This is a genomic window from Rhizobium leguminosarum (assembly GCF_001679785.1).
In the GTDB taxonomy this organism is placed as follows: Bacteria; Pseudomonadota; Alphaproteobacteria; order Rhizobiales; family Rhizobiaceae; genus Rhizobium; species Rhizobium leguminosarum_R.
In genome coordinates this window covers 773429-786812 of sequence record NZ_CP016287.1, presented here as the reverse complement: position 1 = coordinate 786812, position 13384 = coordinate 773429, and the positions used below count along the sequence as shown (strand labels likewise).

Genomic DNA, 13384 nt, shown 5'->3' with positions numbered 1-13384 from the left:
TCAGCGCTCCTTCACTTTGTTGAGGTACTTCACGTAGATGTTGGTGATGGCGAGAACCATGACGAGCACGATGTAGGCGAGTGCGCAGGAGCGCCCCGTCTGCCATTCCTGGAAGGCCATCTTGTAGAGCCGGATGGAGATCACCTCGGTTGTCGGTTGGCTGGTCAGGATGTAGGCGAGGTCGAAGGTCTTGAAGGCCTCCATCGTACGGAAGATGATTGCAATCATCAGGATCGGCGCCACCAGCGGCAGCGTGATGCGGAAGAAGGTATAGAACGGCCCCGCCCGGTCGATCGCCGCTGCCTCGTAGAGATGCTTCGGCACGGCCGAAAGGCCGGCAAGCGACAGCAGCATCACGAAGGGCGACCACATCCAGATGTCGGTGATTGCGACCGCATAGAGCGCCATGTCCGGATTCGACAGCCATTCGAAGGAGCCGAGGCCGAGTGCGTAGTTGATGATGCCGAAGGACGGATCGTAGAGCAGCTTCCAGAAGAGGCCGACCACGGCCATCGAGAGCATCATCGGCAGCAGCAGCAGCGTCGTCAGAAGACCCTTTAGCGGGATATCGCGGTTGAGCAGCATCGCGGTGCCGAAGCCTACGATCACCTGCCCCGTCACAGAGACGATCACATATTTCGCGGTGATGGCGAAATTCGACCAGATGAAAGGATCGTTTAGCAATTCGCGGTAGTTCTGCAGGCCGACGAAGTTGGCCGGCGCGTTCGACGAAGCGCGAAAGTCGGTGAAGGAATAGCCGAGCGAATAGATCAGCGGAAAGATGTTGAAGACGATCAGGAACAGGATCGTCGGGATGATGAAGAGATTGCGAATCCGGATGTCGCTCATGCCGCGAGATGCGGCACTCGATTTCGTGTCCAGCGATGTCATGACTGCGGTGGCCAATCCTCTCCTCCTCCGAGAGTTCGGCGCCGGATGCCGGAACGGCATCACGATGCGCGAAGTGAATTCCGGGCGCCGCGCCCTCTCGAACCGCGCCTTTGGGCGCGAGATGCAGAATGCAAACGGAGGGGCGACGGAGCCCCTCCGCTGATCGCGTTTGCTATTTATTGCGTCCGTATTTCTTGAACGTCGCGTTCCAGTCCGCTGCCAGAGAGTCGAGCACTTCCTTCGCCGTGCCTTGCCCGGCGGTGACGAAGGGGTAGATGCGCTGGTTCATCTGGATCAGCAGTTCAGCATATTCAGGCGTTGCCCAGAAGTCCTTCACCTTGAACATCGTCTCGTAGAAGGCCTTGTTATAGGGTGTCGCGTTCTGAAACTCCGGCGATTCAAGCACCTTGGCGCTTGCCGTGTAGCCGCCGAGTTCGGCCCAGCGCTTCTGGGTCTCGTCCTTGATGAACCATTCGAGGAATTTCATCGCCTCTTCCTGGTTCTTTGAGTAGGAGATGACCGATATGCCCTGGCCGCCGAGCGCTGCGAATTGCTCGCCGTTTGGGCCTGCCGGATTGGCAAAGAAGCCGGTAACCTTGGCGTTCGGGTTGGACGCCTCGTTCACCAGGGCCGGGAAGAAGGCGAAGTAGTTCATGCTCATCGCTGCCAGGTTCTCGGTGATCGCCTGGTTGTTCTCGACGAAGAAGGACTTGGCCCAGCCCGGAGGCGTAAAGCCGTAGAGCTCGCGATAAAGCTCAAGCGCCTTGACGTTCTTCTCGGAATTGATGATGCCGTCGACCTTGTAGCTCTGGTAGTCGCCGAGTTCGCCTCCAAACGAGAAGATCGCGTTCTCGACACCCATGACGAGACCGTCATAAGAGTTGTCGGTGTAGATGGCGATTCCGTAGCGCTTCTGGTCGGGACGGTGGAAGAACTCGGCGATGTCGCGCATCTCGGCCCATGTCTTCGGCGGGGCGAGGTCGTAGCCGTATTTGGCCTTGAACGCCTCCATCTCTTTGGGATCTTCGAACCAGTCCTTGCGGTAAGACCAGCCGACGGCGTCGCCTTCGGCCGGAACTGACCAATACTTTTTCGAGTTCGCCGGATATTCGGCGTAGTATTTTACAGTTGCCGGAGCCATCACCTGGGTCAGATTGTGCTTGGTGAAGAAGTCGGTCAGATCGACGTAATGGCCGGCTTCTGACGCCGCTCCGATCCACTGACTGTCGCCGACGACCATGTCATAGGCTGAACCCTTGGCGTTGAACTCGGTGAATGCCTTGGTCTGGAAGTCGGCCCACGGCGTGGTCTCGACCGTGACCTTGACGCCGGTTTCAGCCTCGTATTCGTTGGCGAGTTCCTGAAGGTAATTTGCCGGGTCCCACTCGGCCCAGAAAATCGTCAGTTCCTGGGCCTGTGCGGATGTTCCGCAGGCCCACATCAATCCGACACCGGCAAAGAGACCGGCCATAGTTTTGCGCATAACGTTTCCTCCCATTTATGCACGCTTCCCGCGTCATCGCGGGCCTCCCGATCCGGCTTCCCGATCCTCCTGGGTGATTTTCGTGCTGGGGTCCTCCCCGACCCTGGCGCGTTTCAGATCTCAAGCCTGAATGTTATTCCCTAATCTGGTAGTACCAAACGCCAATATCGTCAAGAGTGAGCCTCGGAGAGCATTTAGCAAAGGTTCGTCTTGCACACTTCTGGATCTCTTCCCACAATTGCGGCTCCGCTCATGTAGTCTTGTTCGGCGACCTTACGTTCCTCCTCGCCGTTCTCGACCGCATTTGCTTCATCTGGTCCAACCAATTGTTGGATTGATTTGAAGGTTCCCCACGTCATGCTTTGCTCTCCGCCTGCCGTAACGCCGTATCAACAAGCGCCTTGGCGGCCCACTCGGCAACAGACTGCGCGCTTTCGGAGGTCAGGCCCCAGATATCCTTCAACACGATCAGCACCTCGACGCCGAAGACAAGCGAAAGCGCCTGCGCAAGGCGTTCCCGGGATTCGGCCGGCACGGTGCCCTGCAGGGGAGCCGTCACGCACTTGAGCAAGTCGACCCGGTGGCCGCGCGTGAATAGCGGCTCGTTGCCGAGCGTGCCGGCCTGACGCTGCGCCCACTGGTCCAGCGAAAGTTTCAGCGCCGCCTTGAAGGTGGCTTCGAACTCGTCGATGCGCGGCATTGCGGTCGCCAAGAGGTCGGCAACGCGGGTGCGTGCATCCGGACTGTCCGACGACCAACTGAGTATCGGCCCCAGAGCCTCATCCACTACGGCATGCACGAGCGCGGCCTGGCTTGGAAAGTAACGGTAGGCCGTCGCGCGCGAGACTTCGGCAGCCTCGGCGACTTCACTTACCGATGGAGTGATGCCGGACTGCATGAGCCGCGTTGCCGTTTCAAGCATCAGTTTTCGCGTGCGGGCACGCGGGCCTCGCTCGGTCCTGGCTGTTTCGTTCTGTTGACGTGAGACATCCATATCTTTATGATACGCACGTCTCACAAATTTGCAAGGGCCCATCGCTTTGCCCGGACGTGGGGTATACTGGGAGGAAACCCAACCGGTATCGGAGGGGAAATGAAGCAGATCTACGTGGTCGGCACGGCCGACACGAAGGGCGAGGAGCTTGCTTATCTGGCCGCTTGCATCGAAGCGGCGGGCGGGGCTGTCGTTCGTGTCGACGTCGGCATCCGCGAGCCTCAAACCTCCGTCGATGTGCGGGCCGACGCAGTGGCGGCGTGCCATCCGGACGGGGCTGGAGCCGTTCTTGCCAGCGGCGACCGCGGAACGGCGGTCGAGGCGATGGGCATTGCCTTCGCGCGCTTCCTCGTCGAGCGCCAGGACATCGCTGGCGTCATCGGAATCGGTGGAGGCGGGGGCACTTCGATCATTACCGCAGGCATGCGCCAATTGCCGCTCGGTCTGCCAAAGATCATGGTCTCGACGCTCGCATCCGGCGATGTGGCTCCCTTTGTCGATGTTTCAGACATCGTGATGATGCCCTCAGTCACGGACATGGCGGGCCTGAACCGGCTGAGCCGCGTCATCCTTCACAACGCCGCCCAGGCGATCACCGCCATGGCCCGCCGGCCGGCTGAGGTGACTGCATCCAAACCAGCCCTCGGGCTTACCATGTTCGGCGTTACGACACCTGCCGTATCCGCCATGGTCGAGCGCCTCCGAGCGGACTATGACTGCCTGGTCTTCCACGCGACAGGCACGGGCGGGCGTGCGATGGAGAAGCTTGCCGACAGCGAGCTCATCTCTGGCGTGCTCGACATCACGACGACCGAGGTCTGCGACCTGCTGTTCGGCGGCGTCTTGCCCGCCACCTCGGACCGTTTCGGCGCCATTGCTCGCAAAGGCCTGCCCTATGTCGGCTCGGTCGGTGCGCTCGATATGGTGAACTTCTGGGCGCCGGAGACCGTCCCGGAGCGTTATGCCGGCCGGCTGTTTTACCGGCACAACCCGAACGTCACCTTGATGCGCACGACGTCGGCCGAATGCGCGCAGATCGGCCGCTGGATCGGCGACAAGCTCAATCTCTGCCACGGCCCCGTACGTTTCCTCATTCCCGAAAAGGGCGTTTCGGCCCTCGACATCGAAGACGGTCCGTTCTTCGACCCACAAGCCGACGCCGCGCTTTTCGCCGCGCTCGAGGCGACGGTGAAGCCGACGGCGTCACGGCGTATCATCCGCCTGCCACTCCATATCAACGACCCGGATTTCGCCGAGGCCGCCGTCGCGGCCTATCGTGACATCGCCAACCCCTGAGAGACAAATCGATGCCAGTCATACCGCGCAACACCATCCTCGAAAAATTTCACGGCATGATCGCAGCCGGCGTGCCGATCGTCGGGGGCGGTGCCGGCACCGGCATCTCCGCCAAGGCCGAGGAGGCGGGCGGCATCGACCTCATCATTATCTACAATTCCGGGCGATACCGCATGGCGGGCCGCGGTTCGGCGGCCGGACTGCTCGCCTATGGCAATGCCAACGAGATCGTCAAGGACATGGCGCTTGAAGTGTTGCCGGTCGTGAAAAAGACGCCGGTTCTTGCCGGCGTCAATGGCACGGACCCCTTCGTACTGATGCCGCGCTTCCTCGCCGACCTCAAGGCAATGGGCTTTTCCGGCGTACAGAACTTCCCCACAATAGGCCTCTTCGATGGGCGGATGCGGCAGAGTTTCGAGGAAACGGGCATGAGCTACAATCTGGAGGTCGAGATGATCGCCACCGCCCACGGGCTCGACCTGCTGACGACGCCCTATGTGTTCAACGAAAGCGAGGCTATCGCCATGACGACCGCTGGCGCCGACATCGTCGTGGCGCATATGGGGGTGACGACCGGCGGCACGATCGGCGCCACATCCGGCAAGTCCCTCGATGACTGCGTCGAGGAGATCGCCGCGATCGCCAAGGCGGCACATTCCGTGCGCGACGACGTCATCGTGCTCTGCCACGGCGGCCCGATCTCCATGCCGGAGGATGCGCGCTACATTCTCGAGCGTTGCCCTGGCTGCCACGGCTTTTATGGCGCAAGCTCGATGGAGCGCCTGCCGGCAGAGGCGGCAATCCGCAAGCAGACGGAAGATTTCAAGGCGCTCGCCATCGGTGCGGTCGTCTGAGGAAGGGCATGGAGGAGGTTTCATGGTAAAGGACAAGTACTTCATCTATCCTGAGGATGTGAGCGCCTTCGGTTTCGACTGGGGCAAGCTGTCGCTGACTGTGGCTCCCGAGGTCAACGGCGCCAGCCGCTTTTCCGGCGGCGTCGTCGAGCTGCCAAGCGGCGAGGGCCATTCCCGCCACAATCACCCTGGCGCGGAGGAAATCATTTTTGTGATTTCCGGCGAGGGTGAGCAGATGGTCGAGGACGAGAATGGTAATCCGATCACGCAGAAGGTCGCCAGCGGCTGCACGATCTATATTCCGGAAAGTCGCTTTCATTCTACGAAGAACACTGGCGGCGCGAAGATGCTCCTTTTCGTGGTCTACTCACCGGCCGGGCCGGAGCTTGCGCTTCGCGATTTGCCGGACTTCCGCCTGCTGCCGCCGGGCTTCTGAGGCGGCGCATCCATTTTCTGGGAGGAAAGACGATGAACGACAATGCAGGGCAAACAAGGCAGGCCGCCGTGACGCCGTTCGATACGGCCAAGCTCGACCGTCTCATGGAGGAAGCCGGTATCGACGTCATCGTCGCCACTTCCAAACACAACACCCAATATCTCATGGGCGGCTATAAGTTCATCTTCTTCGCCGCCATGGATGCGATCGGGCATAGCCGGTACCTGCCGATGGTGATTTATGAGAAAGGCGCGCCTGGTCACTCCGCCTATGTGGGGAACCGCATGGAGGGCGCCGAGCACCAGAACAACCCATTCTGGACGCCCGCCGTGCATACGGCGAGCTGGGGCACACAGGATGCCGCCGGGCTCGCCGTCGAGCACCTGAAGAAGATCGGCAAGGCCGGTGGGCGCGTCGGCATCGAGCCAGCCTTCCTGCCCTCCGACGCCCGCGACCTGCTTGCCTCTCGGCTGGACGGCGCTCGATTTGTCGATGCCACGCGTGTGTTGGAGCGGCTAAGGGCGGTCAAGACGACGGATGAACTGGCAAAGCTGAGACGCGCTTCCGAACTGATCACCGACTCTATGCTGGCGACGATCGCGGCGGCCCGCGCCGGCTCGACGAAGATGGAGATCATCGAGCAACTGCGCCGGGAGGAAACGAACCGCGGCCTGCACTTCGAATATTGCCTGCTGACGCTCGGCTCCAGCCACAATCGCGCGGGCTCGCCGCAGGCCTGGGCCGAGGGCGAGATCCTGTCGATCGATTCCGGCGGCAACTATCACGGATATATCGGTGACCTCTGCCGCATGGGTGTGCTCGGCGAGCCGGATGCAGAGCTGGAGGACCTTCTGGCCGAAGTCGAATGCATCCAGCAAGCGGCCTTCGCCAAGGTCAGGGCAGGCGCTCCGGGCAGTGAAATGATTGAGGCAGCAGAAGCCGAGCTCAAGGCCTCGCCGTCGGCGGCCTTCACCGACTTTTTCTGCCATGGCATGGGCCTCATCGCCCACGAAGCGCCATTCCTCATGACGAACCACCCCGTCACCTATGATGGCATCGATGCCGACAAACCGCTGGAAGCCGGGAGCGTGATCTCGGTCGAGACGACGATGCTTCACCCGAAGCGCGGATTCATCAAGCTGGAGGATACGCTTGCCGTCACCGATGGCGGCTATGAAATGTTCGGCGACCGTGGCCGCGGCTGGAACCGCGGCGGAGCGTGATTGCAGGCCCATTGCAAAAAGGCCCGGCAGATATCACCTGCCGGGCCTTTCGTTGCTTGGTGCCGTCGTCTCAGCTGTGGTGGATCTCTGTTCCCAGCACCTTCAGGCATTCGCGCATAAAGGCAGCGAGCGCCGTCCAGCCCTTGGCCGAAACCATCGTGCCATCGACATAGGCTTCGGTTGGCGAGAGGTCGATATAGGTTCCGCCCGCCAGGGTGACCTCCGGTTCGCATGCCCCAAGTGCACCAACCTTCTTGCCGCGAACGACACCGTCGACCGCGATCAGAATCTGGACCCCGTGGCAGATGGTGAAGATCGGCTTCTTCTGTTCGTGGAAATGACGCACCATCGCCTGCACCCGCTTGTCGGTGCGGATATATTCCGGTCCCCGCCCGCCGGCGCAGTAGACGGCGTGATACTGATCGAGCTGGTTCTCGGCCTCGGAAAACGTCTTGTTGATGGTGACGTTGTGCCCGAGTTTTTCGGTGTAGGTCTGGTCTCCCTCGAAATCGTGCAGCGACGTCCTGAGGATGTCGCCGGCCTTCTTATCCGGGCACACGATATGCACCGTGTGGCCGACCGCCTCCATCGCCTGCTGAAAGACGAAGATTTCGTACTCCTCGGTGAAATCGCCGGTGAGCATCAGGATTTTCTTGCCGGGCATGGGTTCTCCTCCTCATTGTCAGATCGGGCAGGCACGACCTTGCCTGCCGGGTTGCTCAGATTTCGTCGAAGGCCGGTAACAGCCGGTCGCGCGAATGTTCGATATGGATGCGCATTGCGTTCGCAGCCGCGCCGGGGTCGCGCGCCGCGAAGGCATCAAGCAGCCTCTGATGCTCGCCGAGTGCCTCCTCGGTGACACGGCGATGAAACATCAGGCGGAAGATATGGAAATGCGTGTGCTGGAATGTCAGCATCTCGCGGATCAACTCGTTGCCGGCAAATTCCATGATCCGGTCGTGAAAGATGGCGTCCTGGCGCGCGAAGGCCGAATAGTTCGCTCGTTCGTCCCTGTTGTCGCTGCGTGTCATCACGCCTGCGGCCTCGGTGAGAATGGCCAGCTTTTCGTCGTTCATTGCCTCGGCCGCCTTCGCAGCGCCGGCAGGTTCCAGCAGCAGGCGCAGTTCATAGAGTTCGTCGAAGCGGTGGCGCGTGATTTGCGGCGCGGCACGATAGCCGACCAGATGCTGCTTGACGACGAGGCCTTCGCCTTCAAGCCGGCCGAGGGCTTCGCGGATAGGGGTGTGTGAGACGTTGAATTCCCTGACCAGGTTGTCGACCGTAATCCGAGCCCCCGGCGCGATCTTCAACGACATGAGCTGGTTGAAGATTGCCTCGTAGACGTCGCCCGCCAGGCTGTTGGCGCGCGGTATCTGGGTTGTGCCCGTTAAGGGTTCCTTCGGTCTCGTCGAAATCATCTGCTGCCTTGCCTCTTGACAGGTTCAATCGCTAGCACGATGCTGCGCCCAAGACAATCCTATATCCTATACGATTTAATATAGGGAGGAAAAATTATGCGCATATCCGAAGCGGCAGCGCTCGCGCTTGCCACCCGGCTGCTGGAAGAGCATGGCGCACCGCGTGACCATGCGGCCCTGCAGGCTCGTGTCCTGGTAACGGCGGAGATGAAGGGGCACCCCTCGCATGGCCTGTACCGGCTTCCGCGGCTGGTCGAACGGATCGATCGCGGTGTCATTGACCCGCAGACGAAGGGCACGCAGCGCTGGCGCGCGGATGCGGTGCTGGAGGTGGAGGGTTCGTCGGGATTTGGGCCCGTCGTCGCCATGGCCGCGATCGAGCGGCTGGCGCCTCACATTCCGGATCTTGGCATCGGCCTTGTCGCCGTGCGCAATGCCAACCATCTCGGCATGCTCGCGCACTATGTGGAGGCCATCGCCGCAATGGGTTTCGTCGGCATCGCGCTCTCGTCAAGCGAGGCGCTGGTCCATCCCTTCGGCGGCACCCGGGCCATGCTCGGCACCAACCCCATCGCCATCGCCGTGCCAACGGCCGAGGAACCGCTCGTGCTCGACCTGGCCACCAGCCTCGTGCCGATGAGCAGGATCCATCATCACGCGGCGACCGGCAGGCCCATTCCCGAGGGATGGGCGCGCGATGCGGCCGGCAAGCCGACGACCGATCCGGGGCGTGCGAAGGCCGGCGCGATTGCGCCCTTTGGCGACGCGAAAGGCTACGGCCTCGGCATTGCTTTTGAGCTGCTGGTGGCAGCTCTTGCCGGCTCGGCGCTCGCGCCGGATGCGCGCGGTACGCTCGACAGCCAGTCGCCGTGCAACAAGGGCGACGTCTTCATCTTGATCGAGCCCAGTCTGGCGCCGGGACTGCCGGAGCGGCTGTCGACCTATCTCGATGCCGTGCGCGCTTCACCACCCGCCAGCGCCGGCGAACCGGTTCTCGTCCCGGGCGATCGCGCCCGCGGGCGGCGAGCGGCGGCAAGCCGCAATGGGTTCGAGATCGACCAGCGCCTCTGGGAAGACCTCAACGCGCTTTCGCGCCCGCGCATTCTGGCCTTCGAGGGACAAAGATCATGAGCCTGTTTGCCGCCTTGAGGTTGCCGCGGGAAATCCTGTTCGGCGTCGGCCAGCGCCACGCGCTCGCGAGCGTCGCCAGCAGGACCGGCCGGCGCGCACTCGTCTGCACGGATGCGCGTTTTGCCGCAACACCCGTCTTCGCGGAAATGATCGCCGCGCTTGAAACAGCCGGCATTGTCGTCCTGGTGCATGACCGCACGCTGCCGGACGTGCCGCAAGATACGGTCGCGGTTTGCGTTGAAGCCTCGCGCGGCTTTGAGCCCGATATGGTGATCGCCATCGGTGGAGGCAGCTGTCTCGACATGGCCAAATGCGCTTCGCTCCTGCTCGCTCACGGAGGCGCACTCGCCGATTATTACGGTGAGTTCAAGGTGCCGGCGCCCGTCCTGCCGGTCATCGCCGTGCCGACGACGGCAGGGACCGGCTCCGAGGTGACGCCGGTTGCGGTTGTTTCCGATTCTGATCGTACCCTAAAGGTTGGCATTTCCAGCCCATATCTCATCGCCGCAGCGGCGATCTGCGACCCGGAACTGACCTTATCCTGCCCGCCTGGGCTCACGGCGATTGCCGGTGCGGATGCGTTGACGCATGCCATCGAAGCCTTCACGGCCATGCGCCGCCCCGGCGATCCTGAACTCGCGCAGCAGCATGTCTTCATCGGAAAGAGCGATCTCTCCGACCAGTTCGCGCTGCATGCCATCCGGCTCCTCAGCCGGAGCCTGGAGAAGGCCTTCGTCGACGGCGCCGACATCGATGCGCGCGCCGATGTGATGATGGGCGCGCTCGCAGCCGGCTGCGCCTTCGGAACGGCGGGCACCGCTGCGGCCCATGCCGTGCAATATCCGGTCGGTGCCTTGACCCATACGCCGCACGGCCTCGGGGTTGCGACCATGCTGCCCTATGTGATGACTTATAATCGCCGCGTCGCTACAGCGGACATCGCCATTGTCGGTAGGGCGCTCGGCCTCGATCCCACCGGAGTAGAGGACGACGAGACGGTTGCCGATGCCGCGATCGCAGAGGTGAGCCGCCTCTTTGCCGCGATTGGCATCGCTCCGACGCTCGCCAGCCTCGGCCTGCCGGAAGACCGGATCGACTGGGCCGCAGAGCAGGCGCTCGGCATCGGCCGGCTGATCAAGAATAATCCCCGCTCCTTCGATGCCGTTGCCATGCGCGGCCTGGTGCGGGCGGCCTATGACGGCGACCTGGCTGCTTCCGCCCTCTGACTTGGAAAACATCATGAACGTCAACCAGCATTCGTCGCATCCAGACCAAGATCCCTTCGGGCTCAGCGCTTTCTCCGACGGCCTCTATATTGGCGGCGCCTGGCGGCCTGCGGCGGGCGAGGGCCGAATCGAGGTGATCGACCCTTCGACCGAGGCGGTCATTGCCTCTGTGCCCGATGCCACGGTCGCGGATGCGGCGGCGGCCGTGAAGGCTGCGGCAAGTGCGGCGGAAGGCTGGCGCGAGATGCCGCCGAGAAAGCGTTCCGAGATCCTGCGCCGCTGCTTTGAACTTATGGTGGAGCGTTCCGAAACGCTCGCCGGGCTCATTTCGCTCGAGAACGGCAAGGCGTTGCGCGACGCGCGCGGCGAGGTCGCCTATGCGGCAGAGTTCTTTCGGTGGAATGCCGAGGAGGCGGTGCGCATCTCTGGCGAGTTCGGCATTGCCCCGGCCGGTGGAAACCGCATCGTCGTCGATTACCAGCCTATCGGCATCTGCGTTCTCATCACACCGTGGAATTTCCCGGCTGCGATGGCGACCCGCAAGATCGCGCCTGCCCTTGCCGCAGGCTGCACCGTCATCCTGAAGCCGGCGAGCGAGACGCCGCTGACGGCCTATGCGCTTGCGGCTCTCTACGAGGAGGCTGGCGTGCCGCCGGGCGTCGTGAACGTGATGACAACATCGACGCCGGGCCCCGTCATCGCCGCCATGCTGAGCGACCCGCGCGTGCGAAAACTTTCCTTCACCGGCTCGACGGGCGTCGGCCGCACGCTTCTGGCGGAAGCGGCGAAAAATGTCATCTCCTGTTCCATGGAACTCGGCGGCAACGCGCCATTCATCGTTTTCGACGATGCGGACATTGACGCGGCGATCGAAGGCCTGATGGTCGCGAAAATGCGCAATGCGGGTGAGGCCTGCACGGCTGCAAACCGCATTTACGTCCAGTCCGGTATCCATGATGCCTTCGCCGAAAAATTTACCCAACGCATGGCCGCCCTTAGGGTCGGCCCGGGTGTGGATCCGGATACCGAGTGCGGTCCGATGATCACGCGCAAGGCGGTGGAGAAGATCGAGCGCCTGGTCGCGGACGCCATTTCGCGCGGCGCGCGCGCCCTCTGCGGCGGACGAACATCGGCAGGACGCGGCTTTTTTTATCCACCGACGGTGCTTGTCGATGTTCCCCCGACCTCCGACATGGGCTGCGAGGAGATTTTCGGTCCCGTCGCGCCGCTCTATCGTTTCGAGACCGAGGCCGAGGTCATCGCTGCGGCCAACGATACGGAATATGGCCTCGCCGCCTACATTTATACCCGCGAATTTGGCCGCGGCATGCAGGTCGCCTCCAAGGTCGAGGCGGGCATGATTGCGCTAAATCGTGGACTGGTCTCCGATCCCGCTGCCCCCTTTGGCGGTGTGAAACAAAGCGGCCTTGGACGTGAAGGAGGGCAGCATCACGGTATCGCCGAGTTCATGGAAGCCAAGTACATTGCGACAAGTTTCTGAGGGAGGAACCTGTGGCTGCCGATCCGTTCCGCATTCGTGACCATGTCGCAGATTTCGACGCGATCGTTGGCGATATCCGAGCTCGCAGCCTTGCAACGCGGCGCACTGTCGCCATGGAGGCCAACATCGCCTACGGGGATAGGCCTGGCGAGACGCTCGATATCTTCCTGCCAAATAGTGCCGGCTCGGACATGCCGATCCACATGTTCATCCATGGCGGCTATTGGCGGATGTTTTCCAAGGATGACTATTCCTGCGTCGCTGAAACGATCACCGGCGCTGGCGCGGTCGCAGCCATCGTCGATTATTCCTTGATGCCCATGGCGAGAATGGACGTCCTTGTTGGTCAGGTCCTGAAAGCCAAGGCTTTTCTGCTGGCGCATGCCGATCGTTTTGGCGCCACGTCAAAGCGGTTTTCCGTCAGCGGCCACTCCGCCGGTGCACATCTTGCAACCTTTCTCTTCCATCGCTCGCCGGCGCCTTCGGGCGTCGTCGCTGCTTTCCTGCTTGGCGGGCTATACGATCTCGAACCCCTGCAGAGGTCTTTCCTGCGGGACGAGATTGCCTTGAGCGACGAGGAGGTGCGACGATTTACACCCTTGCGTCACGAGCACGATCCTGCAACGCGTGTCGATATCATGACCGGCGAACGGGAAACCGGTCCATTCAAAATCCAGGCGAGTGCTTTCAGGGACATTCTTGCCGCCCAAGGGCTTGACGTGCGGGCATCGCAGGTCGCAGAGGGCAATCACATGAGCACGGTACGCGATCTCGCCGTCCTCGGCACACCTGTGGCGGCAGCATTGCACGCCTTGATTGCCAATGATGCCGGTGAAGAACCGAAGCGATCACTCTTCCTCTGATCGCCGATTTGTCGTGATCGTGGCAATCGAAACGTGATGCATCAGCTCCTGTGGCTGGTCGCGCAAAG

Annotated in this window: 14 protein-coding genes; 8 read left to right on the top strand and 6 right to left on the bottom strand. The window is 62.1% G+C overall.

Translation table 11 applies throughout. The features are described from left to right. From BA011_RS28120 to BA011_RS28110, 4 genes are all read right to left on the bottom strand, one after another. Complete coding sequence (locus BA011_RS28120; protein WP_065283227.1) at positions 1-906, bottom strand: carbohydrate ABC transporter permease; 906 nt, start codon at positions 904-906, stop codon at positions 1-3. Between the two features lie 157 nt (positions 907-1063). After that, the gene (locus tag BA011_RS28115; protein ID WP_065283226.1) at positions 1064-2374 is read right to left on the bottom strand and encodes an ABC transporter substrate-binding protein; all 1311 of its coding nucleotides are present in this window, start codon (positions 2372-2374) and stop codon (positions 1064-1066) included. Between the two features lie 194 nt (positions 2375-2568). After that, positions 2569-2733, bottom strand: coding sequence for a hypothetical protein (locus BA011_RS44480; protein ID WP_186806569.1), 165 nt, complete (start codon positions 2731-2733; stop codon positions 2569-2571). Continuing rightward, positions 2730-3368, bottom strand: coding sequence for a TetR/AcrR family transcriptional regulator (locus BA011_RS28110; protein ID WP_065283225.1), 639 nt, complete (start codon positions 3366-3368; stop codon positions 2730-2732). Before BA011_RS28110 ends, BA011_RS44480 begins: the two co-directional genes overlap by 4 nt. Positions 3369-3467: 99 nt before the next feature. Here BA011_RS28110 and BA011_RS28105 point away from each other — a divergent pair, with 99 nt between their 5' ends. From BA011_RS28105 to BA011_RS28090, 4 genes are read left to right on the top strand one after another with little or no spacing between them, the layout of a single operon-like run. Then, positions 3468-4664, top strand: coding sequence for a Tm-1-like ATP-binding domain-containing protein (locus BA011_RS28105; RefSeq protein ID WP_065283224.1), 1197 nt, complete (start codon positions 3468-3470; stop codon positions 4662-4664). A gap of 11 nt (positions 4665-4675) precedes the next feature. Further along, the gene (locus tag BA011_RS28100) at positions 4676-5518 is read left to right on the top strand and encodes a phosphoenolpyruvate hydrolase family protein (RefSeq protein ID WP_065283223.1); all 843 of its coding nucleotides are present in this window, start codon (positions 4676-4678) and stop codon (positions 5516-5518) included. A gap of 22 nt (positions 5519-5540) precedes the next feature. Beyond that, positions 5541-5954, top strand: coding sequence for a cupin domain-containing protein (locus BA011_RS28095; protein WP_065283222.1), 414 nt, complete (start codon positions 5541-5543; stop codon positions 5952-5954). 32 nt (positions 5955-5986) lie between these two features. Further along, entirely contained in the window at positions 5987-7177 is a 1191-nt protein-coding gene (locus BA011_RS28090; protein WP_065283221.1) for a M24 family metallopeptidase, read from the top strand. A gap of 70 nt (positions 7178-7247) precedes the next feature. On the opposite strand, the gene BA011_RS28085 is transcribed toward BA011_RS28090, so the two are convergent. Then, a complete protein-coding gene (locus BA011_RS28085; RefSeq protein ID WP_027664639.1) occupies positions 7248-7841 on the bottom strand; it encodes a DJ-1/PfpI family protein in 594 nt (197 codons plus the stop codon). Between the two features lie 55 nt (positions 7842-7896). After that, positions 7897-8595 carry a GntR family transcriptional regulator gene (locus BA011_RS28080; RefSeq protein ID WP_065283220.1) on the bottom strand — a complete coding sequence of 233 codons (699 nt, stop codon included), beginning with the start codon at positions 8593-8595 and terminating at the stop codon, positions 7897-7899. A gap of 96 nt (positions 8596-8691) precedes the next feature. Between BA011_RS28080 and BA011_RS28075 the strand changes: the two genes are divergently transcribed. The 4 genes from BA011_RS28075 to BA011_RS28060 are packed head-to-tail and all read left to right on the top strand — an operon-like array spanning position 8692 to position 13316. After that, positions 8692-9726, top strand: coding sequence for an Ldh family oxidoreductase (locus tag BA011_RS28075; RefSeq protein ID WP_065283219.1), 1035 nt, complete (start codon positions 8692-8694; stop codon positions 9724-9726). Then, a complete protein-coding gene (locus BA011_RS28070) occupies positions 9723-10952 on the top strand; it encodes an iron-containing alcohol dehydrogenase (protein ID WP_065283218.1) in 1230 nt (409 codons plus the stop codon). The genes BA011_RS28075 and BA011_RS28070 overlap by 4 nt, the downstream gene beginning before the upstream one ends. Before the next feature lie 13 nt (positions 10953-10965). Further along, the gene (locus tag BA011_RS28065; RefSeq protein WP_065283553.1) at positions 10966-12453 is read left to right on the top strand and encodes an NAD-dependent succinate-semialdehyde dehydrogenase; all 1488 of its coding nucleotides are present in this window, start codon (positions 10966-10968) and stop codon (positions 12451-12453) included. Between the two features lie 11 nt (positions 12454-12464). Continuing rightward, positions 12465-13316, top strand: coding sequence for an alpha/beta hydrolase (locus BA011_RS28060; RefSeq protein ID WP_065283217.1), 852 nt, complete (start codon positions 12465-12467; stop codon positions 13314-13316). Positions 13317-13384: the final 68 nt, after the last annotated feature.

Bases quoted from the DNA above. Each gene is read 5' to 3' on its own strand.
- BA011_RS28115 (WP_065283226.1), bottom strand. From the start codon at position 2,374: ATGCGCAAAACTATGGCCGGTCTCTTTGCCGGTGTCGGATTGATGTGG.
- BA011_RS44480 (WP_186806569.1), bottom strand. From the start codon at position 2,733: ATGACGTGGGGAACCTTCAAATCAATCCAACAATTGGTTGGACCAGAT.
- BA011_RS28110 (WP_065283225.1), bottom strand. From the start codon at position 3,368: ATGGATGTCTCACGTCAACAGAACGAAACAGCCAGGACCGAGCGAGGC.
- BA011_RS28105 (WP_065283224.1), top strand. From the start codon at position 3,468: ATGAAGCAGATCTACGTGGTCGGCACGGCCGACACGAAGGGCGAGGAG.
- BA011_RS28100 (WP_065283223.1), top strand. From the start codon at position 4,676: ATGCCAGTCATACCGCGCAACACCATCCTCGAAAAATTTCACGGCATG.
- BA011_RS28095 (WP_065283222.1), top strand. From the start codon at position 5,541: ATGGTAAAGGACAAGTACTTCATCTATCCTGAGGATGTGAGCGCCTTC.
- BA011_RS28090 (WP_065283221.1), top strand. From the start codon at position 5,987: ATGAACGACAATGCAGGGCAAACAAGGCAGGCCGCCGTGACGCCGTTC.
- BA011_RS28085 (WP_027664639.1), bottom strand. From the start codon at position 7,841: ATGCCCGGCAAGAAAATCCTGATGCTCACCGGCGATTTCACCGAGGAG.
- BA011_RS28080 (WP_065283220.1), bottom strand. From the start codon at position 8,595: ATGATTTCGACGAGACCGAAGGAACCCTTAACGGGCACAACCCAGATA.
- BA011_RS28075 (WP_065283219.1), top strand. From the start codon at position 8,692: ATGCGCATATCCGAAGCGGCAGCGCTCGCGCTTGCCACCCGGCTGCTG.
- BA011_RS28070 (WP_065283218.1), top strand. From the start codon at position 9,723: ATGAGCCTGTTTGCCGCCTTGAGGTTGCCGCGGGAAATCCTGTTCGGC.
- BA011_RS28065 (WP_065283553.1), top strand. From the start codon at position 10,966: ATGAACGTCAACCAGCATTCGTCGCATCCAGACCAAGATCCCTTCGGG.